23 protein-coding genes and 2 tRNA genes are annotated in these 22,633 nt (G+C 47.3%); 16 read left to right on the top strand and 9 right to left on the bottom strand.

The features are described from left to right. Positions 1-7: 7 nt before the first annotated feature. From ICN22_RS09930 to ICN22_RS09915, 4 genes are all read left to right on the top strand, one after another. Positions 8-97 (top strand) — tRNA-Ser (locus ICN22_RS09930). A gap of 198 nt (positions 98-295) precedes the next feature. Then, positions 296-538, top strand: a complete 243-nt coding sequence (locus ICN22_RS09925) for a type II toxin-antitoxin system Y4mF family antitoxin (protein ID WP_216170676.1) — start codon at positions 296-298, stop codon at positions 536-538. A gap of 43 nt (positions 539-581) precedes the next feature. Next, a complete protein-coding gene (locus ICN22_RS09920; protein WP_369411593.1) occupies positions 582-1,145 on the top strand; it encodes a cytochrome b/b6 domain-containing protein in 564 nt (187 codons plus the stop codon). Between the two features lie 138 nt (positions 1,146-1,283). Then, positions 1,284-3,386, top strand: a complete 2,103-nt coding sequence (locus ICN22_RS09915; RefSeq protein WP_216170672.1) for an alkyl/aryl-sulfatase — start codon at positions 1,284-1,286, stop codon at positions 3,384-3,386. 78 nt (positions 3,387-3,464) lie between these two features. On the opposite strand, the gene ICN22_RS09910 is transcribed toward ICN22_RS09915, so the two are convergent. Further along, positions 3,465-4,682 carry a CaiB/BaiF CoA transferase family protein gene (locus tag ICN22_RS09910; protein WP_216170670.1) on the bottom strand — a complete coding sequence of 406 codons (1,218 nt, stop codon included), beginning with the start codon at positions 4,680-4,682 and terminating at the stop codon, positions 3,465-3,467. A 77-nt stretch (positions 4,683-4,759) separates the two neighbouring features. On the opposite strand from ICN22_RS09910, the gene ICN22_RS09905 reads away from it, so the two are divergent. After that, positions 4,760-5,758 carry a Bug family tripartite tricarboxylate transporter substrate binding protein gene (locus tag ICN22_RS09905; protein WP_216170668.1) on the top strand — a complete coding sequence of 333 codons (999 nt, stop codon included), beginning with the start codon at positions 4,760-4,762 and terminating at the stop codon, positions 5,756-5,758. Positions 5,759-5,832: 74 nt separating this feature from the next. Then, positions 5,833-6,636: an enoyl-CoA hydratase/isomerase family protein gene (locus ICN22_RS09900; protein ID WP_216170666.1), complete on the top strand. Its 804-nt coding sequence runs from the start codon at positions 5,833-5,835 to the stop codon at positions 6,634-6,636. Between the two features lie 26 nt (positions 6,637-6,662). On the opposite strand, the gene hemW is transcribed toward ICN22_RS09900, so the two are convergent. The 3 genes from hemW to rph are packed head-to-tail and all read right to left on the bottom strand — an operon-like array spanning position 6,663 to position 9,185. Then, positions 6,663-7,880: a radical SAM family heme chaperone HemW gene (gene hemW, locus ICN22_RS09895; protein ID WP_216170664.1), complete on the bottom strand. Its 1,218-nt coding sequence runs from the start codon at positions 7,878-7,880 to the stop codon at positions 6,663-6,665. Continuing rightward, positions 7,837-8,436 (bottom strand): RdgB/HAM1 family non-canonical purine NTP pyrophosphatase, encoded by a 600-nt coding sequence (gene rdgB / locus ICN22_RS09890; RefSeq protein WP_216170976.1) that lies wholly within the window; start codon positions 8,434-8,436, stop codon positions 7,837-7,839. Before rdgB ends, hemW begins: the two co-directional genes overlap by 44 nt. A 17-nt stretch (positions 8,437-8,453) precedes the next feature. Further along, entirely contained in the window at positions 8,454-9,185 is a 732-nt protein-coding gene (gene rph / locus ICN22_RS09885; protein WP_216170662.1) for a ribonuclease PH, read from the bottom strand. Between the two features lie 32 nt (positions 9,186-9,217). Here rph and ICN22_RS09880 point away from each other — a divergent pair, with 32 nt between their 5' ends. From ICN22_RS09880 to ICN22_RS09865, 4 genes are all read left to right on the top strand, one after another. Continuing rightward, entirely contained in the window at positions 9,218-10,156 is a 939-nt protein-coding gene (locus tag ICN22_RS09880; protein ID WP_216170658.1) for a YicC/YloC family endoribonuclease, read from the top strand. A 21-nt stretch (positions 10,157-10,177) separates the two neighbouring features. Beyond that, positions 10,178-10,828, top strand: a complete 651-nt coding sequence (gmk, locus tag ICN22_RS09875; RefSeq protein WP_216170656.1) for a guanylate kinase — start codon at positions 10,178-10,180, stop codon at positions 10,826-10,828. Between the two features lie 45 nt (positions 10,829-10,873). Beyond that, positions 10,874-11,077: a DNA-directed RNA polymerase subunit omega gene (gene rpoZ, locus ICN22_RS09870; protein ID WP_011902918.1), complete on the top strand. Its 204-nt coding sequence runs from the start codon at positions 10,874-10,876 to the stop codon at positions 11,075-11,077. A gap of 63 nt (positions 11,078-11,140) precedes the next feature. Continuing rightward, on the top strand, positions 11,141-13,438 hold the full coding sequence (locus tag ICN22_RS09865) for a RelA/SpoT family protein (RefSeq protein ID WP_439650995.1): 2,298 nt from the start codon (positions 11,141-11,143) through the stop codon (positions 13,436-13,438). 17 nt (positions 13,439-13,455) lie between these two features. On the opposite strand, the gene greB is transcribed toward ICN22_RS09865, so the two are convergent. Next, complete coding sequence (gene greB, locus ICN22_RS09860; RefSeq protein WP_216170653.1) at positions 13,456-13,956, bottom strand: transcription elongation factor GreB; 501 nt, start codon at positions 13,954-13,956, stop codon at positions 13,456-13,458. Between the two features lie 18 nt (positions 13,957-13,974). Between greB and ICN22_RS09855 the strand changes: the two genes are divergently transcribed. The 4 genes from ICN22_RS09855 to ICN22_RS09840 all read left to right on the top strand — a co-directional run bounded on the left by ICN22_RS09855 (position 13,975) and on the right by ICN22_RS09840 (position 17,897). Then, positions 13,975-14,051 (top strand) — tRNA-Arg (locus tag ICN22_RS09855). Positions 14,052-14,140: 89 nt separating this feature from the next. Further along, positions 14,141-14,587 (top strand): ABC-type transport auxiliary lipoprotein family protein, encoded by a 447-nt coding sequence (locus ICN22_RS09850; RefSeq protein WP_216170651.1) that lies wholly within the window; start codon positions 14,141-14,143, stop codon positions 14,585-14,587. Between the two features lie 42 nt (positions 14,588-14,629). After that, entirely contained in the window at positions 14,630-15,415 is a 786-nt protein-coding gene (locus tag ICN22_RS09845; RefSeq protein ID WP_216170649.1) for an SDR family oxidoreductase, read from the top strand. A 4-nt stretch (positions 15,416-15,419) separates the two neighbouring features. Next, positions 15,420-17,897 (top strand): ABC transporter permease, encoded by a 2,478-nt coding sequence (locus ICN22_RS09840; RefSeq protein WP_216170647.1) that lies wholly within the window; start codon positions 15,420-15,422, stop codon positions 17,895-17,897. Here ICN22_RS09840 and ICN22_RS09835 read toward each other — a convergent pair. From ICN22_RS09835 to ICN22_RS09820, 4 genes are read right to left on the bottom strand one after another with little or no spacing between them, the layout of a single operon-like run. After that, positions 17,894-18,433 carry an RDD family protein gene (locus tag ICN22_RS09835; RefSeq protein ID WP_369411592.1) on the bottom strand — a complete coding sequence of 180 codons (540 nt, stop codon included), beginning with the start codon at positions 18,431-18,433 and terminating at the stop codon, positions 17,894-17,896. The two genes, ICN22_RS09840 and ICN22_RS09835, sit on opposite strands and share 4 nt — an antisense overlap. 3 nt (positions 18,434-18,436) lie before the next feature. Beyond that, positions 18,437-19,069, bottom strand: coding sequence for a DUF3106 domain-containing protein (locus tag ICN22_RS09830; protein WP_216170646.1), 633 nt, complete (start codon positions 19,067-19,069; stop codon positions 18,437-18,439). A gap of 26 nt (positions 19,070-19,095) precedes the next feature. Continuing rightward, positions 19,096-19,560 carry a DUF3619 family protein gene (locus tag ICN22_RS09825; protein ID WP_216170644.1) on the bottom strand — a complete coding sequence of 155 codons (465 nt, stop codon included), beginning with the start codon at positions 19,558-19,560 and terminating at the stop codon, positions 19,096-19,098. Next, the gene (locus ICN22_RS09820) at positions 19,557-20,126 is read right to left on the bottom strand and encodes an RNA polymerase sigma factor (protein WP_216170642.1); all 570 of its coding nucleotides are present in this window, start codon (positions 20,124-20,126) and stop codon (positions 19,557-19,559) included. The genes ICN22_RS09825 and ICN22_RS09820 overlap by 4 nt, the downstream gene beginning before the upstream one ends. 192 nt (positions 20,127-20,318) lie before the next feature. Here ICN22_RS09820 and ICN22_RS09815 point away from each other — a divergent pair, with 192 nt between their 5' ends. Together ICN22_RS09815 and ilvN are read left to right on the top strand one after the other, a co-directional pair. After that, positions 20,319-22,103: an acetolactate synthase 3 catalytic subunit gene (locus ICN22_RS09815; RefSeq protein WP_216170640.1), complete on the top strand. Its 1,785-nt coding sequence runs from the start codon at positions 20,319-20,321 to the stop codon at positions 22,101-22,103. Beyond that, positions 22,103-22,594, top strand: a complete 492-nt coding sequence (gene ilvN, locus ICN22_RS09810; RefSeq protein WP_046329932.1) for an acetolactate synthase small subunit — start codon at positions 22,103-22,105, stop codon at positions 22,592-22,594. Before ICN22_RS09815 ends, ilvN begins: the two co-directional genes overlap by 1 nt. Positions 22,595-22,633 lie beyond the last annotated feature (39 nt).

Here is a 22,633-nt window from a genome sequence, read left to right as displayed (position 1 = left end):
TCCCATAGGAAGAGTGGCAGAGCGGTTGAATGCACCAGTCTTGAAAACTGGCGAGGATGAAAGTCCTCCGTGAGTTCGAATCTCACCTCTTCCGCCATGTACAACATCAGAGCCCCTAACTAAGAGACTCTTTGTTATTTTGATCCCCTTAGTTTGACTGCTCAACCTGCTGATACTCGATCAGAGTCCCATAGCAGGTTTATGTTGAATATTTCCGTTGAAAAATTTCCCGATCAGGAAATTATGTTGAAAAAGCAGGCAAATTACAGTAAAATTTCCCGATCAGGAAATATTTATGAGCACACAAATTCAAAACTCTCTAGATCTGGGTCGTTTGGTGCGTGAGACACGCAGGCGCCTGAAACTAACTCAACCCCAACTGGCACTGGCTGCCAATGTGGGCGTGAGGTTCGTTGTTGAGCTAGAGGCTGGCAAATCCACTCTCAGATTGGAAAATATTCTCAGAGTACTTCAGGCCTTGGGTGGCGTATTGAGTGTGGAGGGTATGGACTCATTCATTGACAATAAACAAGAATGAGTGCTCTGATGGTTCGAGAGCTAAACTTTTGGTTTTTTGGCGAGTGCGCGGGAGTTCTAGCTCAGAAAGTGAGCGCTGGGCGCTGATTCACTATGCATTTGGGTATACCGCATGCCTGCTAGTGCTCATCCGATTGGTATGGGGCTTAATTGGCACTCGTTACGCCAGATTTAGTCAATTTCTCAAAAGTCCTCGGGAAGTCATTGGGCACTTTATGGCCATGTTACGTGACCATCCTCATCATGATGTTGGTCACAATCCAGCGGGTGGTTTAGTCATGTTCGCGCTGATGTTACTCATGCTGTTGATTGGCTTCACTGGCTATCTATCGGTTAAAGAGTTTTTGGGTAACTTCGTATCTGAGGCTCATGAAGTGCTTGCCAGCTTGGCTCTTAGCTTAGTCATTGTCCATATTATTGCTGCCATTGGCATGAGCTTGATCGAGAAACAGAATCTCGTCAGATCCATGGTGAGTGGCAAAAAACAGGGCATGCGAGAGCAGGGAATAATCTATCCACAGTATTTAATTGGCGCCTTGATCTTTTTGGGTGCACTTTACTTTTTCTACCTGATCTTGAGCGGTAGATTGCCTAGTCTCACTCAGTAGGTTTGTTTACTTGGCTGTCTGGCCTGATCCTCTTTCGGTGGCAGGTATTAGCCCTATAGCTAATTGCCTACGGCTATAGCAATCTTTACATTCGTGAGATATCTTTTTTACTAATACTTGTATTACTTCAAGGCTTTCATGAAAACCAAACTCTCCCTAATTGTCCTCTCCATTACTCTCATTTCTGGTCATCCCGCTATTGCCGCAGGCGGTGGCGGTGTAGTTGCTGACCCAGGCGCAATGCAGGGCAAGCACTTTGACTCCAAGGGTAAGGTGCCGTCCACATTTACGGTTGATCTACAAAATGGCTTGCGTAAAACTCTGCCATTTGAAGATAAACGCGACTTTGAAGAGTCCAAGAGGGGTTTCATTGCAGCCCCTACTTATAAAACCATCATGGCGGATGCCGGAAACGTTGCCTGGGATATGGGTAGTTACGACTTCCTCTTGCAAGGTAAAGACTTTGATAGCGTTCACCCATCATTGCAGCGCCAAGCGATTCTTAATATGGGCTACGGCCTCTATGAAGTCGTGCCAGGAAAGATTTATCAAGTGCGCGGCTTCGATCTTTCCAACATTAGCTTTGTCAAAACAAATACGGGTTGGATTATCTTTGACCCATTGACCTCAAAAGAAACTGCTAGAGCAGCTTTGGAATTGGTTAATGAGAAGTTAGGTATGCGCCCAGTAGTGGCGGTGGTCTATTCCCATTCGCATGCTGACCACTTTGGTGGTGTGCGTGGCGTAGTGGATGAAGCAGATGTGAAGAGTGGTAAGGTAAAGATTATTGCCCCAGCTGGTTTCATGGACCATGCCGTAGCAGAGAACGTCTATGCGGGTAATGCCATGACGCGCCGTTTGTATTTCCAATATGGTGTTTTATTACCACGCAGCCCATTTGGTCACGTTGACCAATCGATTGGTAAAAATACTGCGGCCGGTAACCTGGGCCTAATTGAGCCAACCATTCTCATCAATGAGCCATTTGAAAAAATGACGGTAGATGGTGTGGAGATGGAGTTTCAGAACACACCAGGCACAGAAGCGCCGGCGGAGATGAATACCTACTTCCCGCAGATGAAAGCATTCTGGGCTGCTGAAAATATTACGGGAACTATTCATAACATCTACACTTTACGCGGCGCATTAGTGCGTGATGCCTTGGCATGGTCTAAGAACATCAACAACGCCTTATATCGTTATGGCACTGAGGCGCAAGTGATGTTTGCCTCACACTCCTGGCCGCGTTGGGGCAATGATCGCGTGCAAGAAGTGATGCGCACACAGCGTGATAGCTATGCACACCTGAACAATGAGGTCCTGCATTTGGCGAACAATGGTGTGACGATTAATGAAGTTCATAACGTCTACAAACAACCTGATAGCCTGAAGTCTCAATGGGCTGCTCACAGCTACCACGGCTCAGAGGAGCACAACAGTCGCGCTGTTATTAATCGTTACCTAGGTTACTGGGATGCCAATCCTGCCACCTTGATTCCTTTATCACCAAAAGATTCTGCGCCACTCTACGTAGAGATGATGGGCGGTTCGGGCAAGATCATGGCAAAGGGCAAGCAGCTCTATAAGCAGGGTAAATACCGTGAAGCAATGGAAATTGTGAACAAGTTAGTTTATGCCGAGCCAAACAACACAGCCGCAAAAGATTTGCTAGCAGATATTTTTGAACAAATTGGTTATCAAAAAGAAAGCCCAAGTGTGCGTAATAGTTTCTTGGGCGCCGCTTATGAATTACGTCATGGCATGCCTTCTGGGGCATCACCAAAGACCAATGGTCCTGACATGATCAAAGCGATGACTACAGAACTTTGGTTGAATGCCTTGGCCATCAGCATGGATAGTAAAAAAGCTGCCGGTATGAGATTTACTATCAACTTGAGTACACCAGACAATGGCGAAAAGTTTGTTGTGGAGATGAGTAACTCTGCGCTAAGTAACATCAAGGGTTACCAAGATAAAAAACCAAACCTGACTATTACCGTCAATCGCAGCGACTTAGAAAAAGTCATGGGCGGACAAACCACCTTTGAAAAACTTCAAGCAGAAGGCAAGGCCAAGTTTGAGGGCGATCGCAAAGCATTTGAGCAATTACGCAGCACCATGACTACCTTCACTCCAGATTTTGAGTTGATGCCTGGCACGAAAGCTAAAAAAGTGCCTCCAGCTAAACCAAGCAAGGATCCGTTTGAGGCTCCTCCAATTGCAAATTCAGATGGTGCTTAAGGAAGGCAAAATAGCAGACAGGCATTAGAAAAATGGGCCCCTAGGAGCCCATTTCTTTTTTAATAAGCAGTCAATGATTCATGCTGCGAAAGCGCCACCATCTTCCAGCGCTTTGAGCTCTTGCCCTGTAATACCCAATTCCTTGAGCACTTCATCGGTGTGCTCACCGAGTAGAGGAGGATGACGAGTCACTTGTTGCGGAGTACCCATCATCTTGACTGCAAAGCCAATATTGGAAATCTTACCTTCAATTGGGTGATCAATCTCCATACGCATCTGGCGATGCTGCCCATGCTCACTATCAAATGCTTGTGGGTAGGTATTGATCGGTCCAGCCGGAATGCCTGCCGCTAGTAAGAGATCCACCCATTCTTCACTAGTTTTATTAATAAAGGTTTTTTCTAGCTCAGCAGCGAGTATCAAACGATTGGCTAGACGCAGTGGATTGGTTCTAAAAAGTGGGTCTTCAAATAATTCTGGGCGATCAATCTTGTCGCAGAGGAGTTTCCAGAGTTTTTGATTGGTGGCTCCCATCACAAAATAACCATCAGCGGCTTTCATAGCCTGATAAGGCGCGCTCATGTGATTAGCTGTGCCTAATTTGTAAGGCTCAACACCGGTGCCCCAGTATTGCGCTGTATCCCAGATGGAAAATGCCAAAGCAGAATCAAATAGGGAAGCATCAATAAATTGACCTTCACCCGACTTAGTCTTACCAATATAGGCTGACAAAATTCCATAGACTGCAAAAAGGGCGCAACCAATATCCGCTACTGGAACGCCAGCCTTTACAGGAGGGCCATCTGGATAACCTGTCACGCTCATCACGCCAGACATGGCTTGTGCCATCAGGTCGAAGCCGGGACGATCCGCCCATGGCCCGCTTTGCCCGAATCCAGAGATGCTGGCATAAACTAATCCTGGATTGAGATCTTTCAGAGAGGGGTAATCGATACCCAGTTTTTTCATCACGCCGGGACGATAGTTCTCAACCAAAATATCGGCAGTCTTTACGAGCTCAAAAAATACTTTTTTCCCGGCTTCTGTTTTGAGATTGAGCGTTACGCTACGCTTGTTACGATTCATATTCAGAAAGCCCATACTATCTGAGCCTTTCATCTTGAATCCCATTGCTCCCCGAGTTTGATCTCCGGTACCAGGCGGCTCAATTTTGATGACATCGGCACCCAAGTCAGCAAGCAACATGCAGCAGTAGGGGCCGGCCATAACTTGACTTACGTCAAGAACTCGAACTCCAACTAGGGGCAAAAGCTTGCTGGTAGGTGTTTTCATCATTGTCTCAATAGTTTTTATATGTTTATATTGCAAAGTTCATTTACAGCACTGAATATAAAACAAAAAATGGAGACCATATGATCAATCAATCCCCGAAACGACTTTTGCGCAGATTCGCTTTCTTGGCGCTAACTATCTGCAGTACTTTGCCATTGATTGCTAATGCTCAACAGGCTTTTCCAACAAAACCCATTCGCCTCATTGTAGGCTTCGCTCCTGGTGGCGGCACGGATATTGTGGCTCGTGCCATTGCTCCCAAGATGGGCGAGATCTTAGGCCAAAGCGTCATTATTGAAAATAAATCGGGTGCGGCCGGAACGATTGGTGCAGATCTCGTTGCTAAATCGAATCCAGATGGGTATACCTTACTCATGGGCCACTCGAACTCCAATGCGATTTCTCCATTTGTGCTCAAGAACGTGCCATACAACCCGGCGACTGACTTCACGCCAATTAATTATTTAGGTTACGTACCAAACGTGTTGGTAGTGAAGTCTTCTCTGCCAGTAAACTCGGTGGCGCAATTAATTTCCTTGGCGAAGCAAAATCCAGGTCAGATGACTTATGGCTCCTCTGGTATCGGTAGCACCCAGCATTTAGCAGGTGCCCTGTTCTCAAAGATTGCTGGTGTAGAAATGAATCACGTACCTTACAAAGGCAGCGGTCAAGCGATTGTGGATTTATTGGGTGGTCAAATCACAATGAACTTTGACACCTTGCCACCAAACTTGCAGCAGATTCGTCAAGGCAATTTAAAAGCTTTAGCAATCTCTACGCCCAAGCGCTTGGCATTATTGCCTAACGTTCCTACATTTAATGAAGTGGGTATTGTTGGGTTTGATGTGACCAATTGGTATTCCGTAATGGGGCCAAAAGGCATGGATCCTGCAGTCGTGAACAAAATTGATCAGGCTGTAAAAGTAGCTACCAATGATCCAGAGATTAAGAAAACATTGGATGCTCAAGGCTTACAAGCAGAGGGCCCAGCAACACCAGCAGCCTTTAATTTGTTCCTGGCAGGTGAGTTGGCGAAGTATCAGCGCTTGGTGAAGAGCTTGAATATCAAGGCTGAATAATTCAACCAAGTTATCTAATTGGGCTATAGTATTCATTAATCCTCTCTCTTATATGAGGGAGGGTTTTTCATTTCATGACAACAGCCATAGACTCCACCCCAGATCGTATTGCCGAAGTTCGCTTAGAGCTACGCAATAAGATTGCCTATATTACTTTTGACCATGTTGCTGCTCGTAATGCAATGACAGTGGGAATGTATCAAAGCCTGAAATCGATTTGCGAGGATTTATCTAAGAGTTCTTCGGCTAGGGTTGCTATTCTTCGAGGCGCTGGCGGTAAATCCTTTGTCTCTGGTAGTGATATCGCCCAGTTCTCGGGATTTAGTTCTGGTGAAGATGGTATTCGATACGAGGAGGGTATTGATGCCTACCTTGCACCTTTAGCAATGTTACCTATTCCATCGATTGCTGTCATTGATGGTATGGCGGTTGGCGGAGGTCTTGCAATTGCTAGTTGTTGCGATTTCAGAATCTCTACCCCTGATGCGCGCTTCGGAGTACCGATTGCCAAAACACTGGGTAATTGTTTATCTGCTGGCAACGTCGCTTGGCTTGTTGCACACTTGGGTGTCAATGTCGTTAAGCGTATGTTGTTACTGGCGGAGTTGGTGACTGCACCTGAGCTACTTGAACAGGGCTACCTCTTGGGCACTTATCCAGCTGAAGCGCTCGAGTATGAAGCAAATCATCTGGCTGAACGCTTAATGAGTTTGGCGCCCATCACTCAAAAATCTAGTAAACAAACCCTTGCAAGAATCATCAAAAATAATTTACCCGATTGCCATGATTTAATTCGAGAGTGCTATGGCAGCGATGACTTTAGGAATGGCGTTGCTTCATTTCTGGATGGCAAGCCACCAAGCTGGTCTGGAAAATAAGTCCAGATCTTATGCTTACTAGAGATTTACAAGAATATTTCTTGTAAGTTATTCAGATAGCGCAATCCTTGTTCCGTTGCTTTGAGCTTGTTAGGGTTTGAATCTAACAAACCTTTTTTAGTCGCCTCATCCAATCCTTTTGACACTACATTGAGTGGCAAGCCAGTGCGCTCGCTAAAGGTGACGGTATCCACACCATTAGTCAACCGCAAGGTATTGAGCATGAATTCAAATGGGAGATCTTTCGCCGGAATTTCTTTCGCCTCGATCAAGGCATTGCCTTTAGTCTCCATCGCCTGCATATAGGTTTCTGGATGACGTTCTCGTACCTGTCGCGTAATTTTGTCAGGGAAGGAAATCTTTCCATGTGCGCCTGCACCTATTCCGATGTAATCACCAAAGCGCCAGTAATTGAGATTGTGTTTGCACTCCTGATCTTTTTTGGCGTACGCAGATACCTCGTAACGTCGATAGCCTGCTATCTCAAGCAGGTTTAGGTTCTGCTCAAAGATTGCATCAATCTCTTCTTCACTGGGAAGCTTTGGGGGAAAGCTCGCAAAGTAGGTATTAGGTTCTAGAGTGAGGTTGTAGAAAGACAGGTGTGGAGTCTGAAATGAGAGAGCAGTTTCAATATCCGATCTTGCGGCTTCTAAAGTTTGAGTGGGTAAGCCAAACATGAGATCGAGATTGACTGATTTGAAGTGTTGCAGAGCAATTGTAATTGCTCGCTTGGCTTCTTCACTATTATGAATGCGTCCCAAAGCTTTGAGATGTGCATCCTGAAAACTCTGAATACCTAAAGAGACGCGATTGATTCCTGCCTTAGCAAAGCCGGCAAACTTCTCAGTCTCAACGGATCCGGGATTGGCTTCCATAGTGATCTCACAGTCGGGCTCTAAGTTCACCCGTGCCCGAACGGCTGAAAGGAGTTCATTCATGCCATTGGCAGATAACAAGCTGGGAGTACCGCCACCAATAAAGATGCTGTGTACTTGACGCCCCCATACGCGAGGTAACTCTGTCTCTAGATCGGCAATGAGTGCCTTGATATAACGCGCTTCATCAAAACCTTGCTTGCCATCCTTAATTTGATGCGAGTTGAAATCGCAGTAAGGACATTTCTTTTCACACCACGGAAAGTGAATATACAAAGACAGCGGAGGCAGGGCAATGAGTTTTGGCTGCGTAGCCGAAACAGAATTAAGCGTATTGAGCACGAATTTGGAGTTGAGTAATGAGTTCACGCAAGGCTTGGCCACGATGACTGATCTGGTTTTTCTCAGAGGGCTCTAATTGGGCGACGGTCTTGCCCAGCTCTGGTATAAAAAAGTAGGGGTCATAACCAAAACCATGATCACCCTGAGCATCATCAATGATTTGCCCATACCAGCGGGCTTGCACAATCAGTGGTTCTGGATCATTAGCGCTATTGACCATCACTAGGGCGCAAACATAGTGCGCTCCACGATCAGCTTTGTTCTGCAATGCTGCAATCAGCTTTTGATTGTTGGCAATATTGTCGCTATCAAGGCCTGCGTAACGCGCTGAGTACACTCCAGGCGCTCCATCCAATGCATGGGCACAAATGCCGGAGTCATCGGCAAGTGCAGGTAAGCTGCTCACAGCGCTGGCATGACGCGCCTTAGCAAGGGCATTCTCAATAAACGTATGGTGTGGCTCTTCTGCTGACGGAATGCCCAACTCACCCTGAGGGATGACCTGAAAGTGAAACGGCGCCAAGAGCTCCTGAAATTCACGAACCTTGTCGGTATTGTTAGAGGCGAGAACGAGCTTTTGCACCATCTACCTTTGATCTTTTATTTGAAGGCTTCTTTTTGTAACTGAGTTAAATCACGGATACCTTCTTCGGCCAGATCTAACAAAGCATTTAATTCAGTGCGGGAGAAGGCGGGACCTTCAGCAGTGCCTTGCACTTCAATCATGCCGCCTTTACCGGTCATAACGACATTCATATCGGTGTCACAAGAAGAGTCTTCTGGGTAATCTAAATCGAGTACGGGTACGCCTTGGTAGATGCCTACAGAAATCGCTGCAACGCTGTCGATGATCGGGTCTGCTTTAAGGGCGCCACTTTCCAGAAGGGTGTTGATCGCATCACGTGCTGCAACATAAGCACCGGTAATCGATGCAGTTCGTGTTCCACCGTCTGCTTGTAAGACATCGCAATCTAAATGGATTGTTCGCTCGCCCAATACTTTTAGATCAAAGACGCTACGCATCGCACGGCCGATCAAACGCTGAATCTCTTGTGTACGACCAGACTGTTTGCCGCGAGCTGCTTCACGGTCACTACGGGCATGAGTAGAGCGCGGGAGCATGCCGTATTCAGCGGTAACCCAACCTTCTCCAGAACCTTTTTTATGGGGAGGCACCTTTTCTAGTACGCTGGCCGTACAGAGTACCTTTGTATCGCCAAACGCAATCAGAACAGAGCCTTCAGCATGCTTGGTAAAGGCACGGCTGATGGTCACAGGGCGCAATTGCGTAGGGGTGCGGCCACTAGGACGGGTGATGTTGTGCTGAGTCATGGTGCGTGTTCCTAAAGATCTACAATGTCCCTATGATATCGAGCATGACTGGTTATGGCAGCGCTTCTCGCCAAGTCTCCCTAGGAGCTGGCGTAGTTGCTGATCTGCAAGTGGAATGTCGGGCTGTCAACAGCCGCTTTCTGGATTTGGGCTTTCGTCTTCCGGACGAGTGTCGCGGGGCTGAGCCTGCCTTACGAGAATTGGCTACACAATGCCTTTCTCGGGGCAAGGTCGAGTTTCGGGCAGCATGGCGGGTTAATTCGGGTGCTGCTGGAGCGGTCAAAGCCAATCCCCATGCTTTGGGCGCCTTAAATAAGGATCGCCTAGACGCTCTCTATACCCTTCAGGAGCATGCTCAAGTTGCTTTTCCGAATGCAGAAACCTTGCGTATCGCCGATATTTTGCGCTGGCCCGGAATTGTTTCTGAGCCGAGAGGTGAAGAAGAGGGTTGGATTGCCGCTACTGTGGAAGCCGGCCGCGCTGCCTTAGCTGCTCTAATGGATAGTCGCCATGCCGAAGGCAAAGCCTTGGTAACGGTCCTAACTACTATCACCAGCAAGATGCGTGAGATTGTTAAAGCGATCGAACCAAAGGTTCCAGTCTATGTCACCCAGTATCAAGAGAAGCTTACCGAGCGCTTGGCAGAAGCATTAGCTGCTCAAGAGCAAGGCAAAATTAGTGGGTCTGGCACCGAGTTGATGGAGCGTATCCGTCAAGAGGTTGTACTGTATGCCGTGCGTATCGATGTGGCAGAAGAGTTTGCGCGCTTAAAGACCCATCTTCAAGTAGTCGATTCCGCCCTAGCAGGCAAGGGCCCGGTAGGTAAGCGTTTAGATTTCCTCATGCAGGAACTCAATCGTGAAGCCAATACCCTGAGCTCCAAATCGGTTTCAGAAGAATGTACGCAAGCCGCTTTAGAGCTCAAGCTTTTGATTGAGCAAATGCGTGAACAAGTGCAAAATTTAGAGTAAGCATTATTTCTACAAATTATTATGGCAAGCCCTAAACCTAAAGCAAATTTAACTCCTGCCTACCAAGGCAGCATGCTGATGATCGTCGCTCCATCAGGAGCCGGCAAATCTTCTTTAGTGAATGCCTTGTTACAAGAGGATGCAGCCCTTAAGTTGTCACTCTCAACAACAACGCGCGCGCCAAGACCGGGTGAGATAGATGGCAAGGACTATCGCTTTATTAAGAGAGATGCATTTATCGCCGAGCGTGACCAAGGCAATTTTTTGGAGCATGCTGAGGTACACGGCAATTTTTACGGTACATCCAAAGCCTGGATTGAGGCGCAGATGAAAACCGGGCGCGATGTCATGTTAGAAATCGATTGGCAGGGCGCGCAGCAGATTCGTCAAATTATTCCTGAAGTGCAGTGGATCTTTATCTTCCCACCTTCATTTGAAGCCCTAGAAGAGCGCTTGCGCAAACGGGGTCAGGATGATGAAGCCACTATTCAGAAGAGATTGGCTGCTGCGCATTTAGAGCTCCAGCATGCTCACGAAGCCGATTTCATTGTGATCAACGATGATTTTGAGCGGGCATTGATTGATTTACGACAGGTGGTCGCAGCCAGCCGATTGCGCTCAGGGCCGATTATGGCTCGTAACCCTGCGCTTTTAAAGCGCCTCGGTGTCTAATCAGTTATCCTATGGGTATCAAAGCTAAATTTAAGTGAGTCCAGCATGGCCCGTATTACCGTAGAAGATTGTCTAAAAACTATCCCTAATCGTTTTGAGCTGGTATTGGCCGCGACTTATCGCGCACGTCAATTAGTTCAAGGTCACTCCCCACGTGTTGAGTCCAGAGATAAAGCAACTGTAGTTGCATTACGTGAAGTTGCTGCTGGTGTAACCGACCGTGACATGTTGACCAAAGTACCTTTGTAATTTAGGGGTTCCGTTGTGGAGCTCCCCTTAGGCGACCCAAACACATCGGAACTCAAAGGTCAGATCTCGCCTAAAGAGATCGCTAGTGGTGATAAGTCTTCCATCATCGCAACTTTGTTGGCTCAATCGAGTCGACATCTATTTGGCCCAACCTCTGCGCCTGCATTACCGCTAAAGCACCAAGTTGTTTCGATTGATGGGCTGATTTCTAAATTGGGCTATCTCAAGCCTGATGAAGTTGCTCTCATTAAACAAGCCTTTCATTTTGCTGATGCGGCTCACCTAGGTCAGTATCGCCATAGCGGTGAACCTTACATTACTCATCCGGTAGCAGTTGCTGAGCTGTGCGCTACCTGGCGCTTAGACGCGTCATCCATCATGGCAGCTTTAATGCATGATGTGATTGAGGATACGGGTTGTACTCAAGCAGACCTAGTGGGTAAGTTTGGCAGCAAGGTGGCAGAGCTCGTAGAGGGCTTGACTAAGCTCGATAAGTTGGAGTTCCAAAGTCATGCAGAGGCGCAAGCCGAAAGCTTCCGTAAGATGTTTATGGCTATGGCGCGCGATGTCCGGGTGATTTTGGTCAAGCTCGCCGATCGTACGCACAATATGCGTACGCTCGATGCTGTCCCAATGGAGAAGCGTCGCCGGGTAGCAGCTGAAACAATTGAGATCTACGCTCCGATTGCCCACCGCCTAGGGCTGAACGTTATTTACCGCGACTTACAGGACTTGAGTTTCCGCTACTCCATGCCCATGCGCTTCAGGGTAATTGAAGATGCAGTGAAGCGGGCGCGTGGTAACCGTAAAGAGATGGTAGAAAAGATTTTGCAGAATGCTCGGACGGCCTTTGCAAAAGTCAATCTCGAGGTTGATTTACAAGGTCGAGAAAAAACGCTTTTTAGTATTTACCACAAAATGCGCAGTAAGCATTTGAGCTTTTCTCAGGTGCTTGATGTTTATGCATTTAGAGTGACGGTCCATTCAATTGATGAGTGCTATCGTGCGCTCGGCATTTTGCACGCACTGTACAAACCCATGCCTGGAAAGTTTAAGGATTACATTGCTATTCCTAAGCTCAATGGTTATCAGTCTTTACATACGACGCTACTGGGACCATCAGGGGTGCCGGTAGAGTTTCAGATACGTACTGGCGATATGCATGCAGTTGCTGAAGCAGGCGTTGCTGCGCACTGGGCATACAAAGATGGCGGTCCGGACATGAGTGAGGTGCAAAACCGTGCACACCAATGGCTGCAATCCTTAATTGATATTCAGGATAGCAGCGGGGATTCTCAAGAATTCTTAGAGCACGTCAAAATCGATTTGTTTCCAGATGCGGTTTACGTCTTTACGCCGAAAGGACAGATTAGGGCTTTACCACGTGGCGCTACCGCTCTTGATTTTGCTTACTCCATCCATAGCGATGTAGGCAATACTTGCGTAGCAGTTAAGATTAACGGCATGCAGTTACCTCTGCGTAGCGAGCTAAAGAACAGCGATATTGTCGAGGTAGTGACATCTGCAAACTCTCAACCCAATCCAGGTTGGTTAGCATTTGTGAGGACAGGTAAAGCCCGTGCCTCGATTCGCCATTCACTGAAGACCAAGCACTATGCTGAGTCTTTACAGTTAGGTGAACGTCTTTTGGCTGGCGCATTACGTCAACAGGGAGTTGATGCTGGACTGCTATCACCAGAGCTCTGGGAAAAGTTATTGCATTGGACTGGCGATAAAACACGTGAAGAAGCTTGTGTCAATATTGCCCTTGGCCGCAGATCTTCTCAAGAGCTGGCAATTCGCTTAAATATTTTGATTGATGATGAGGGTGGCTCTGACCAAATGCGCTTGGGCGCGGCAGACTGGGTCTCTCCCCAACAAGAAATTGCCTCACACCATCATCAGCGGCAAGCCATCTTGGTTGATGGTCGCGAAGGAAACTCGATTCATTTTCAAACTTGTTGTCACCCAATTCCTGGAGACAACATTATTGGCTATCTTGGCAAAGGCGAGGGTTTGCAGGTGCATACTAATGACTGCCAAGTAGCCCTCAGAATGCTCTCTAAAGATAGTGATAAGTGGGTAGAGGTCGAGTGGGGTAAAGAGGTCAATCGGGAGTTTGAGGTTGACCTAGCGATTGATACCTGCCAAGGCAAAGGCGTATTAGCTAGAGTGGCAAGTAGTGTGACTGCTGCAGATTCCAACATCATGAATGTATCGATGGATGATCGCTATAAAGAAGACGCTGTCACCATTCGTTTCACCATTCAGGTATCAGACCGCTTACATCTCGCTAAGGTCATGCGTAGTTTGCGTGCAAACCATGATGTGATGCGCGTGACTCGCGTTCGGGTTAGCTAAACCCCTATAGATCCCAATTACTGGTATTGAACATCTAGGATTTCAATCTCAGTTGGGCCGGTTGGCGTCTGAATTTTGACGCAATCACCCAGGCGCGACTTGATTAAGGCTTTGGCTATAGGTGATACCCAGCTGACGTGACCCAGATCTAAATCAACCTCATCGACGCCCACAATCGTGATGCTCGTCTTTTTGCCAGCATCGACGCCTTCTAAGTTCTCATAAGTCACGGTAGCCCCAAAAAAGATCTGCTCGGCATCGGCTTCACCCGATTTTCTGGCCTGGTTATCGACCACGACAGCAAATTCAAGGCGCTGATTCAGGAAGCGAATCCGGCGATCTATCTCCCGAAGTCGCTTTTTTCCATAAATATAGTCACCATTCTCGGAGCGGTCACCGTTGGAGGCGGCCCAGTGAACAACCTTGACAACCTCTGGTCGATCGAAGTTTAAGAGCTGTAAAAGCTCTCTTTTGATGCGCTCGTGACCAGCGGGTGTGATGTAGTTCTTCTCTTCCATGGCATAATTATGGCTGTTGCGGCTGTAGCTCAGCTGGATAGAGTACTTGGCTACGAACCAAGGGGTCGTGGGTTCAATTCCTGCCAGCCGCACCAACCCTTACAGGGCCTAGTTGAAAAACTGGGCCCTTTTTCTTTTTTGGGCATTTCATAGTGGTCTCATATAGATCCCTTATAGTTTGCCTATGAGCATTTCGGACCCCAATTCTTCAAATTTAATCTCTCCAGTGGCGGTTTGGTCGCAAGTCGATGCAAGCCACGCTCAAGTTAGCTTGAGTGGTGCAGTCAATGTCTATTCCTTGGCTGGAGTGTGGAGTGATGTTCGGAAACAGCAAAATAATAGCTTCTTTCCGTACTACATCTTGCAGATATCCATAGAAGAGTTCTATGGTGATTATCGGGTTCGTCCCGAGGCTATTGTAACGATTGAATTTTTCCTTACTGCAACTGATCCCCAAAAGCGCAATCCAGTGATTGGTAAAAACCGCTATTCCAAGAGAGTTGCACTTAAAGACAGCTCTCCTCAGGCATTGGTGCAGGGCCAGCAGGAAGCCTTGGCACAAATTTTGAAAGAGTATGAGGTGGTACTTTATAAGTACGCTGGCAATCTGCCTCCACCTCTTGGGCAGTAGGCATTCTAGAATGACAGTACATATAACAATATTGGAGAAGACATGGATTTAGGACTCAAAGGTAAGGTTGCACTAGTTTTGGCATCTAGCCGAGGTTTAGGACAGGCGATGGCCGTTTCCTTGGCGCGTGAAGGCGTCAAAGTGGCGGTGACTGGCCGCAATCCCGAGGGATTAAAAAAATCAGTTGAATTGATTGAAGCTGCCGGTGGAACAGCTTTAGCTCTGAGCTGGGATCTGTCTGATGCATCTTTGATTGACAACTTGGTGAGTAAGGTAGAAAAGGAATTAGGTCCGATTGATATCCTGGTAAACAATACCGGCGGACCTCCTCCAACATTAGCGGCAGGACAAGATCCCGCTTTGTGGCAAAAGAGTTTTAACGACATGGTGCTATCACTCATCAGTATCACTGACCGAGTTCTACCAGGAATGCGTCAACGTAAATGGGGTCGCATTATTACGAGTACCACTTCAGGTGCCATTGCCCCGATTAAAAATCTTGCGATCTCCAACACCTTGCGTGCTGCATTGCTGGCCTGGTCTAAAACCTTAGCGGCAGAAGTGGCAGCCGATGGTATTACTGTGAATGTGATCATGCCAGGCCGTGTGGCAACCGATCGCTTGCGTCAATTAGATGAAGCACGTGCTCAACGTGAAAATGTGAGCTACGACTCCGTTGTTCAAGCTAGCTTGAGACAAATTCCGATGGGGCGTTATGGTGATCCACAAGAGTATGGAGATGCTGCGGCGTTTCTGGCCAGTAAAAATGCCTCCTACATTACTGGGTCAGTGATTCGTGTGGATGGCGGTCAGATTCAGGCGATTTAAAGCAATGTTAAGCAGCTTTCTAAGGGCTATTCAGCGAGACCTGCGATCTAGTGAGTTATTGGCACTATTGGTCGCGCTGACGCTCTCGGTAGCTGCCTTATCGAGCGTCAGCTTCTTAGCCGACCGAATGCAGCGGGCCTTTCAGTACGATGCGCGCCAGCTGCTTGCTGCGGATCTATTACTCGTTTCTGATCAGCCGCTGCCCGAGCGCTTTATTCAGGAAGCCAAGGTGCGGCAACTGAGCTTTGCTCAAACGATTGTCTTTCCGAGTATGGCTACGGTTGGGTCACAAAGTAAGCTGGCTTCCCTTAAATCTGTAAGTTCTGCCTACCCCTTGCGCGGTAGCTTGCAGGTATCCCCTTCATCAGTCAGCGCGACTCCACCAGCAGGTTCAGTCTGGGTGGATCCGGCAATGCTTAGTGTACTCAAGGCAAAAGTCGGTGATCCGATGCTTTTGGGTGATAAGACATTTCTCATTAGCGGTATTTTAGAGCGTGAGCTAGATCGGGGTGCTGGCTTTATGAACTTCGCGCCACGCGTCATGATGTCGCTGGACGATTTACAAGCTACCGGCCTGATTGGTCTGGGCAGTCGCGTGACCTATCGACTACTTTTAGCCGGGAATGATTCTGCGATCTCTGACTATGAGCAATGGGCTACGCAATCGATTAAATCCGACGGGCTCAGGGGATTGCGGATTGAGACTTTGGAGAATGCTCAGCCTGTCATGCGTAAAACTCTCGAGCGGGCAGAGCGCTTCTTATCTCTGGTTGCCTTACTCACAGCCATGGTGGCTGCGGTAGCGATTGCCTTATCAGCACGCCGTTATGTTTTAAAGCAGGCTGATGTTTGCGCTGTTATGAAATGCCTGGGCGCAAGCCAAAAGACCATCCTAGTAAACCAAGTCAAGATATTAGGCGCTCTGTGTATATCTGCCGCTGTGATGGGCGCCACAATCGCTTATGGCGTTCAAGAGGTATTGATTGGGATTTTGGGTAATTTGCTAGTTGCCAATCTACCCGCGCTCTCACTCTGGCCTTTAGTCTGGAGTATTTTATTTTCCTCTTGCCTGCTAATCGGTTTTGCTGGTCCGCCCTTATTTAGTTTAGTCATGATTTCACCAGTGCGACTGATTCGTAAAGAGTTGGGATCGGTAAACATTAAGGTGTTGTGGGTCGCACTCTTTGGATTGACTACTTGCCTTGTCTTAATTGCGCTTGCAGCTCAAGATTGGAAGCTGGCCTCTTGGGTTGCCGCAAGCTTTGGCTCAGCTATTGTGGTCTTTGCCTTAGTTTCTTGGTCGTGCCTAAGCTTGCTTAACATCGTATTTACAAAGTGGAGTAGTCAAAGCTTTGCCTTACGCTTTGCGCTTACAGTACAAGCGCGTCGCTCTGGGTTTGCAGTCATGCAAATTACGGCGCTAGGTATTGCCTTGATGGCCTTATTACTCATCCTCTTGCTCCGACAAGATCTATTGGCTACTTGGCAGGGCAATATCCCAGTCGATGCACCTAATCGCTTCATGATTAATGTGCAGGAAGATCAAAAGCCTAGCATTACTCGCTCACTACTGGATGCGGGAGTAGCAAAGCCGAGCTTTAGCCCCATGGTTCGCGCACGCTTAGTTGAAGTGAATGGAAAGTCGATTGGACCCAACGATTACATGGATGAAAATGCACGCCGCTTGGTTGATCGAGAATTTAATCTTTCATACACAGAGCGGCTACCTGAGGGTAATCGGATTACTTCCGGAAAATGGCTTGAAGGGAGTACGCCACAAGTTTCCTTAGAGGTAGGAATAGCGAAGACTTTGAAGTTGAAGCTAGGTGATCAAATAACCTTTGAGCTTGCCGGTGAAAAAGTGACTGCGCCCATTACCTCTTTGCGTAAGTTGGACTGGAGCTCGATGAAAGTGAATTTCTTTGTCATCATGCCGCCTGCAATGCTCGCAGAGATGCCCCAGTCTTGGATTACCTCGTATTACCAAGGCACCGCAATTGAAGGTCTGGATTATCAACTTGCACAGACCTACCCCAATCTTACTATCGTGGATGTGGGGACATCACTAAAGCAAATACAAGATGTACTAGATCGACTGTCTTCTGTATTAGGGCTCTTGTTCGCCTTCACGATTGCGGCGGCAATTCTAGTTTTAGTGGCTGCGATAGCGGCAACACAAGATGAGCGCTTCAGGAGCGCGGCCTTGTTAAAAGCCGTAGGTGCATCGCGCTATCTACTAGGAAAGATTGCATCAGCTGAGCTGCTGATTATTGGAGTGCTAGCAGGAACTTTGGCTGGACTCGCTGCCGGAATTGCAGCATGGGCGCTTGGCCGTTTTGTATTGGAGATTGAGTTCAATGCATTTGCACAGTCTTTGGCGATGGGAATCGGCTTCGGGATAACTGCTTGCCTGCTAGCGGGTTATCGCTTTCAGAGAAGAATTCAAACTGCTACTGCAATGGAATGTTTGCGTGAGACTTAATTTAGCGTAACTAAGTTCTTAGGCAACTCTACTAAACGCGTTCCGCTAAAGCGGTCTGGCAGACTTTGACGTAGCAAAGGTTTAACGCGATCCAAGTAAATACTTAGTGGCCATAAAAATAGTGCCACCGCAAATAGCATTTCAATAATTTGCCATCTTTGCAGATCGAACAGCCACTGCAAAATCACGCAAGGCACGAGCCACAAAGATCCAAAAAAATAACGCCAAATCGCTTGCTTACGCGTCAGGTTGTAGCCGTCTGGACCAATCATGCGCACTCGCCATGTTTGCATTGCTAGTGTCTGCCCCGACTTAGTCCAATACCAAATAAAGTAAATACCTAGAACGGCATAGAGATAAAGAAAGGTAAGCCAGCTTGGCAGAGATACGCCAAACAGAATACCTAATCCCAAATTAGGAAGCAGGAAGGTGAGAGCGATGACACCCAATAAAACCAATTGCTCATACAGAATGCAAGAGACCCGTCGCCAAAACTGGGGAGAGGGGAGTAGGTTTAATTCAGCGGGACTTATCACAGACTAGGGATTGTTTGAGCCGCTATCGGGGCTACTGTTCGATGCAGGAGATTCTGAAGCAGGAGCGCTACTGACTATTGGAGACGGAGCTAAGATCGATTGTTGTTTAATCGGATGCTGTTGTAATGTAGGCGCATTTAAAGCCGTTGGCTTTTTCTTATTGACCTCTGCTTGGGCTAACTTCTTCTTTTGCTCATCACTTAGTTTTTGATAAGCACTCCAAGCTTCAGCTTTTTTCTCAGCGGGAAACTTGAGGCTACTTAAATAATTTTCGCGTGCAATGCGGCGATCTTTTTGAGATAGCTTAGACCACCCCATCATGCGGGACTGCAGTCGCTGTTGATCAGCCTCACTCATCTTGGGATACAGATTGGCAACTTGTATCCATTTTTTACGACTGTCTGGGAGCATGTAGTCCCAATCGTCTTCCAATGGAGCGAGGATTTTTTGTTGCCCTGGTTTAAGACTCTCCCAAGTACCATCTGGTTTTTTCTCTGGGATACCAGTAGTTTTTCCATGGCCCGCTGCCGATGTTTGAGAAAATACGTCTGAACTTACTGCCGATCCTAGGACGCCAATTGCCAGCATCATGCTGATGCTCAGTGAGGCGCTCAAAGACCGTAGATTTTTTAGCATGCGCTAACTGTAGCTCGCTATGACAGTTAGGACGGAGTCTTAGCTGAGTTGAGGCTATCTTGATCTGATTCCGTTAAAGGACCGTTTTTGAGGAAACCCAAAAAGCCGCTATCAGCATAAGCATCAGGTGGGACATCGTCAGTTAAGAGGGCGACATCGAGCTCAGCAATATCGTTGATGCGGGAATCTTGCTGCCATTGAGCGATGCCGATGAGACCAAATATCAAAACGGCCAAGGGGGCAACCCAACCCACGTTATCCCAGAATGAGCGTGAGCCGGAAGACCAGTTTCCGCTAGAACTCGCTAAAACATGCTGCACAATACGCACTTTTTCTGGTTTTTTCACAGAAAGGGCTTTGAGGCGTGCTGCATAGAGGCGATCTTTGATCCCGGCTGGCAGGGATTGGGATCCTTGGCGGAGCAGGGCGGCAGCATTCAGACCAAATTGATCTGATTCTGTTGTGCTGAGGATGTCTTCGTTGCGGTTCACAGGGTAATTCCTTTTAATTTCAATGCTTTAGCTAGAGCCTGAGTGGCTCTTGAGCAGTGGGTTTTGACGCTTCCCTCGCTACATCTCATCGCAAGGGCAGTTTCAGTAATACTCAGCTCATCCCAATAACGCATCAGGAAGGCTTCTCGTTGACGGGCAGGCAATTTTGATATTTCTGACTCTAGGGCCTGTAAAAGCTGACTACGTTCAAGCTTAAATGCACCATCTTGGTGAATTTCACTATCATCTGGGGCTGAAAGTGACTCCAGGGGGTCAAAATCATCACTTTCATCAGATTTCTTACCCATATTCGAGAACAGGGTGACCCAAGTATTACGAACTTTTTGACGTCTAAACCAGTCGTGAATACGGTTTTGCAGAATTCTGGTGAAAACTAGAGGTAATTCTGCTGCAGGCCGATCACCATACTTTTCAGCCAGCTTGATCATGGCATCTTGAATAATATCTAAGGCTGCATCGTCATCTCGCACAGCATAGACCGCTTGCTTGAAAGCGCGCTGCTCAACACTGCTCAGAAAGTCAGAAAGTTCTTGGGGTGAAGCCATTCAGTAGATTAGACCTGAATCAGATGGAATTCTTCCATTTTAGGGGATTGCTATAGAATATAGGGCTTACTACCTAGAATCTCATTCAAGAAGTGGTTTTTCCGGTAGCAGCGCCGTTCGAACTCAGGCCACAAGCAAGAGACAGAACAGACCAATCAATTTTTTGCCGAAAATTGCAAAGGACGAAAGAAAATGAATACAAGCAGCGCAGAATTTTTAGCTTCTAAAGCTAACCAAGATACAAATACAAATCCCGCAGCAACTCCACCAGAAATGATTGGTGCTGAGATGCTGGTGAAGGCTTTGCACATAGAGGGTGTTGAATACGTTTGGGGTTACCCAGGTGGTTCCGTTCTCTTTATTTACGATGAAATTTTTAAGCAGGACAAGTTTGAGCATATTCTTGTTCGCCATGAGCAAGCAGCAGTTCATGCGGCCGATGGCTATGCACGCGCAACCGGTAAGGTTGGTGTTGTTTTAGTGACCTCAGGTCCTGGAGTAACCAATGCGGTTACCGGAATTGCGACTGCTTACACTGATTCAATCCCGATGGTGGTCATCAGCGGTAACGTACCTACGTACGCGATTGGTGAAGATGCCTTCCAAGAGGCGGACACCGTGGGTATTACTCGCCCAGTGGTCAAGCACAACTTCTTGGTAAAAGATGTGAAAGACCTCCCTTTGGTAATTAAGAAGGCTTTCCATATTGCGCAGACAGGTCGTCCAGGTCCAGTATTGATTGATATTCCTAAGGATGTATCTGCAGCTAAAGGACCATTCGTCTATCCAGAAACCTTGGAGATGCGTTCATACAACCCAGTAGTCAAGGGTCATAGTGGACAAATTCGTAAAGCGGTTTCTTTATTGCAAGAAGCTGAGCGCCCATTCATCTATACCGGTGGTGGCGTGATCTTGGCTGATGCCGCTCCAGAATTAAAAGAGTTTGCTGATTTATTGGGTTATCCCGTTACCAATACCTTGATGGGTCTTGGCGGTTTCCCAGGTACTAGTCCTCAATTTGTGGGCATGCTGGGAATGCACGGTACTTATGAGGCCAATATGGCGATGCAACACAGTGATGTGTTGATTGCAGTTGGAGCGCGTTTTGATGACCGTGTGATTGGTAATACTACGCACTTTGCAAGTCATCCACGTAAGATCATTCATATTGACATCGACCCGTCTGTGATTTCAAAGCGGGTGAAAGTGGACGTTCCTATCGTTGGTAATCTCAAGGAAGTATTGCAAGAGATGACCACTCAACTCAAAGCTGCTGGCCCACGCAAGAATGACGCTAAGTTAGCGGCATGGTGGGCGCAGATTAACGAGTGGCGTAAAAAAGATTGCTTAAAGTACGACGAAGCTTCGCAAATTGTCAAACCGCAATATGTAGTTCAAAAGTTGTGGGAACTGACTGGTGGTGATGCATTCATTACTTCTGACGTTGGCCAGCATCAAATGTGGGCTGCACAGTTCTACAAGTTCGATAAGCCGCGTCGTTGGATTAACTCCGGCGGTCTAGGCACCATGGGTGTTGGCTTGCCATATGCCATGGGTATCAAGAAAGCATTCCCAGATAACGATGTATTCGCTATCACTGGTGAAGGCTCCATTCAGATGTGCATTCAAGAGTTGTCCACTTGCAAGCAATACAACACGCCCGTGAAGATCGTCTCTTTGAATAATCGTTACCTAGGTATGGTTCGTCAATGGCAGGAGCTGACTTATAACAAGCGCTATTCCAGTTCATATATGGATTCATTACCGGACTTTGTAAAGTTGGCAGAGGCCTTTGGACATGTGGGTATGCGTATTGAGAAGAAGTCTGATGTTGAAGGCGCTCTCAAAGAAGCTATTCGTTTAAAAGATCGTACCGTGTTTATGGATTTCCAGACAGACCCAGAAGAAAACGTTTGGCCGATGGTTCAAGCGGGCAGGGGTATTACTGAAATGCTTTTGGGCAGCGAGGATCTCTAATGCGACACATTATTTCTGTATTGATAGAGAACGAGCCAGGGGCACTATCTCGCGTGGTTGGTTTATTTTCTGCTCGTGGTTATAACATTGAAGCCTTGAGCGTTGCACCAACCGAAGATCCATCCTTGTCGCGTATGACTATTGTTACTCTTGGCTCTGAGGATGTGATTGAGCAAATCACTAAACACTTAAATCGCTTAGTTGAGGTGGTGAAGGTGTTTGATTTGACTGAAGGTCCTCATATCGAGCGTGAGCTCATGATGATCAAAGTGCGCGCAGTAGGTAAAGAGCGTGAAGAATTGAAACGTACAACGGATATCTTCCGTGGTCGCATCATCGATGTGACTGATAAGAGTTACACCATTGAATTAACTGGTGATGGCGCCAAATTGGATGCCTTCATTGATTCGATTGATCGTGCATCGATTCTGGAAACTGTCCGTTCGGGTGGGTCTGGTATTGGGCGCGGTGAACGCATTCTGAAGGTTTAATTTTTCAACTAATTACCGCATTAACTACATTTTCAAAAC

Origin of the sequence: Polynucleobacter bastaniensis, assembly GCF_018882205.1 — a bacterium.
In the GTDB taxonomy this organism is placed as follows: domain Bacteria; phylum Pseudomonadota; class Gammaproteobacteria; order Burkholderiales; family Burkholderiaceae; genus Polynucleobacter; species Polynucleobacter bastaniensis.
Note: the sequence above shows the minus strand (reverse complement) of the source record. Positions and strands in the feature narration are given on the sequence as shown.

Excerpts from the sequence above, each read along its gene's own strand:
- greB (WP_216170653.1), bottom strand. The coding sequence starts at position 13,956 with ATGGAAGAGAAGAACTACATCACACCCGCTGGTCACGAGCGCATCAAA.
- ICN22_RS09840 (WP_216170647.1), top strand. The coding sequence starts at position 15,420 with ATGTTAAGCAGCTTTCTAAGGGCTATTCAGCGAGACCTGCGATCTAGT.
- ICN22_RS09880 (WP_216170658.1), top strand. The coding sequence starts at position 9,218 with ATGATATCGAGCATGACTGGTTATGGCAGCGCTTCTCGCCAAGTCTCC.
- ICN22_RS09910 (WP_216170670.1), bottom strand. The coding sequence starts at position 4,682 with ATGATGAAAACACCTACCAGCAAGCTTTTGCCCCTAGTTGGAGTTCGA.
- ICN22_RS09905 (WP_216170668.1), top strand. The coding sequence starts at position 4,760 with ATGATCAATCAATCCCCGAAACGACTTTTGCGCAGATTCGCTTTCTTG.
- ICN22_RS09830 (WP_216170646.1), bottom strand. The coding sequence starts at position 19,069 with ATGCTAAAAAATCTACGGTCTTTGAGCGCCTCACTGAGCATCAGCATG.
- ICN22_RS09900 (WP_216170666.1), top strand. The coding sequence starts at position 5,833 with ATGACAACAGCCATAGACTCCACCCCAGATCGTATTGCCGAAGTTCGC.
- gmk (WP_216170656.1), top strand. The coding sequence starts at position 10,178 with ATGGCAAGCCCTAAACCTAAAGCAAATTTAACTCCTGCCTACCAAGGC.
- ICN22_RS09915 (WP_216170672.1), top strand. The coding sequence starts at position 1,284 with ATGAAAACCAAACTCTCCCTAATTGTCCTCTCCATTACTCTCATTTCT.
- ilvN (WP_046329932.1), top strand. The coding sequence starts at position 22,103 with ATGCGACACATTATTTCTGTATTGATAGAGAACGAGCCAGGGGCACTA.
- ICN22_RS09925 (WP_216170676.1), top strand. The coding sequence starts at position 296 with ATGAGCACACAAATTCAAAACTCTCTAGATCTGGGTCGTTTGGTGCGT.
- ICN22_RS09820 (WP_216170642.1), bottom strand. The coding sequence starts at position 20,126 with ATGGCTTCACCCCAAGAACTTTCTGACTTTCTGAGCAGTGTTGAGCAG.
- ICN22_RS09845 (WP_216170649.1), top strand. The coding sequence starts at position 14,630 with ATGGATTTAGGACTCAAAGGTAAGGTTGCACTAGTTTTGGCATCTAGC.
- rpoZ (WP_011902918.1), top strand. The coding sequence starts at position 10,874 with ATGGCCCGTATTACCGTAGAAGATTGTCTAAAAACTATCCCTAATCGT.
- rph (WP_216170662.1), bottom strand. The coding sequence starts at position 9,185 with ATGACTCAGCACAACATCACCCGTCCTAGTGGCCGCACCCCTACGCAA.
- ICN22_RS09815 (WP_216170640.1), top strand. The coding sequence starts at position 20,319 with ATGAATACAAGCAGCGCAGAATTTTTAGCTTCTAAAGCTAACCAAGAT.
- ICN22_RS09850 (WP_216170651.1), top strand. The coding sequence starts at position 14,141 with ATGAGCATTTCGGACCCCAATTCTTCAAATTTAATCTCTCCAGTGGCG.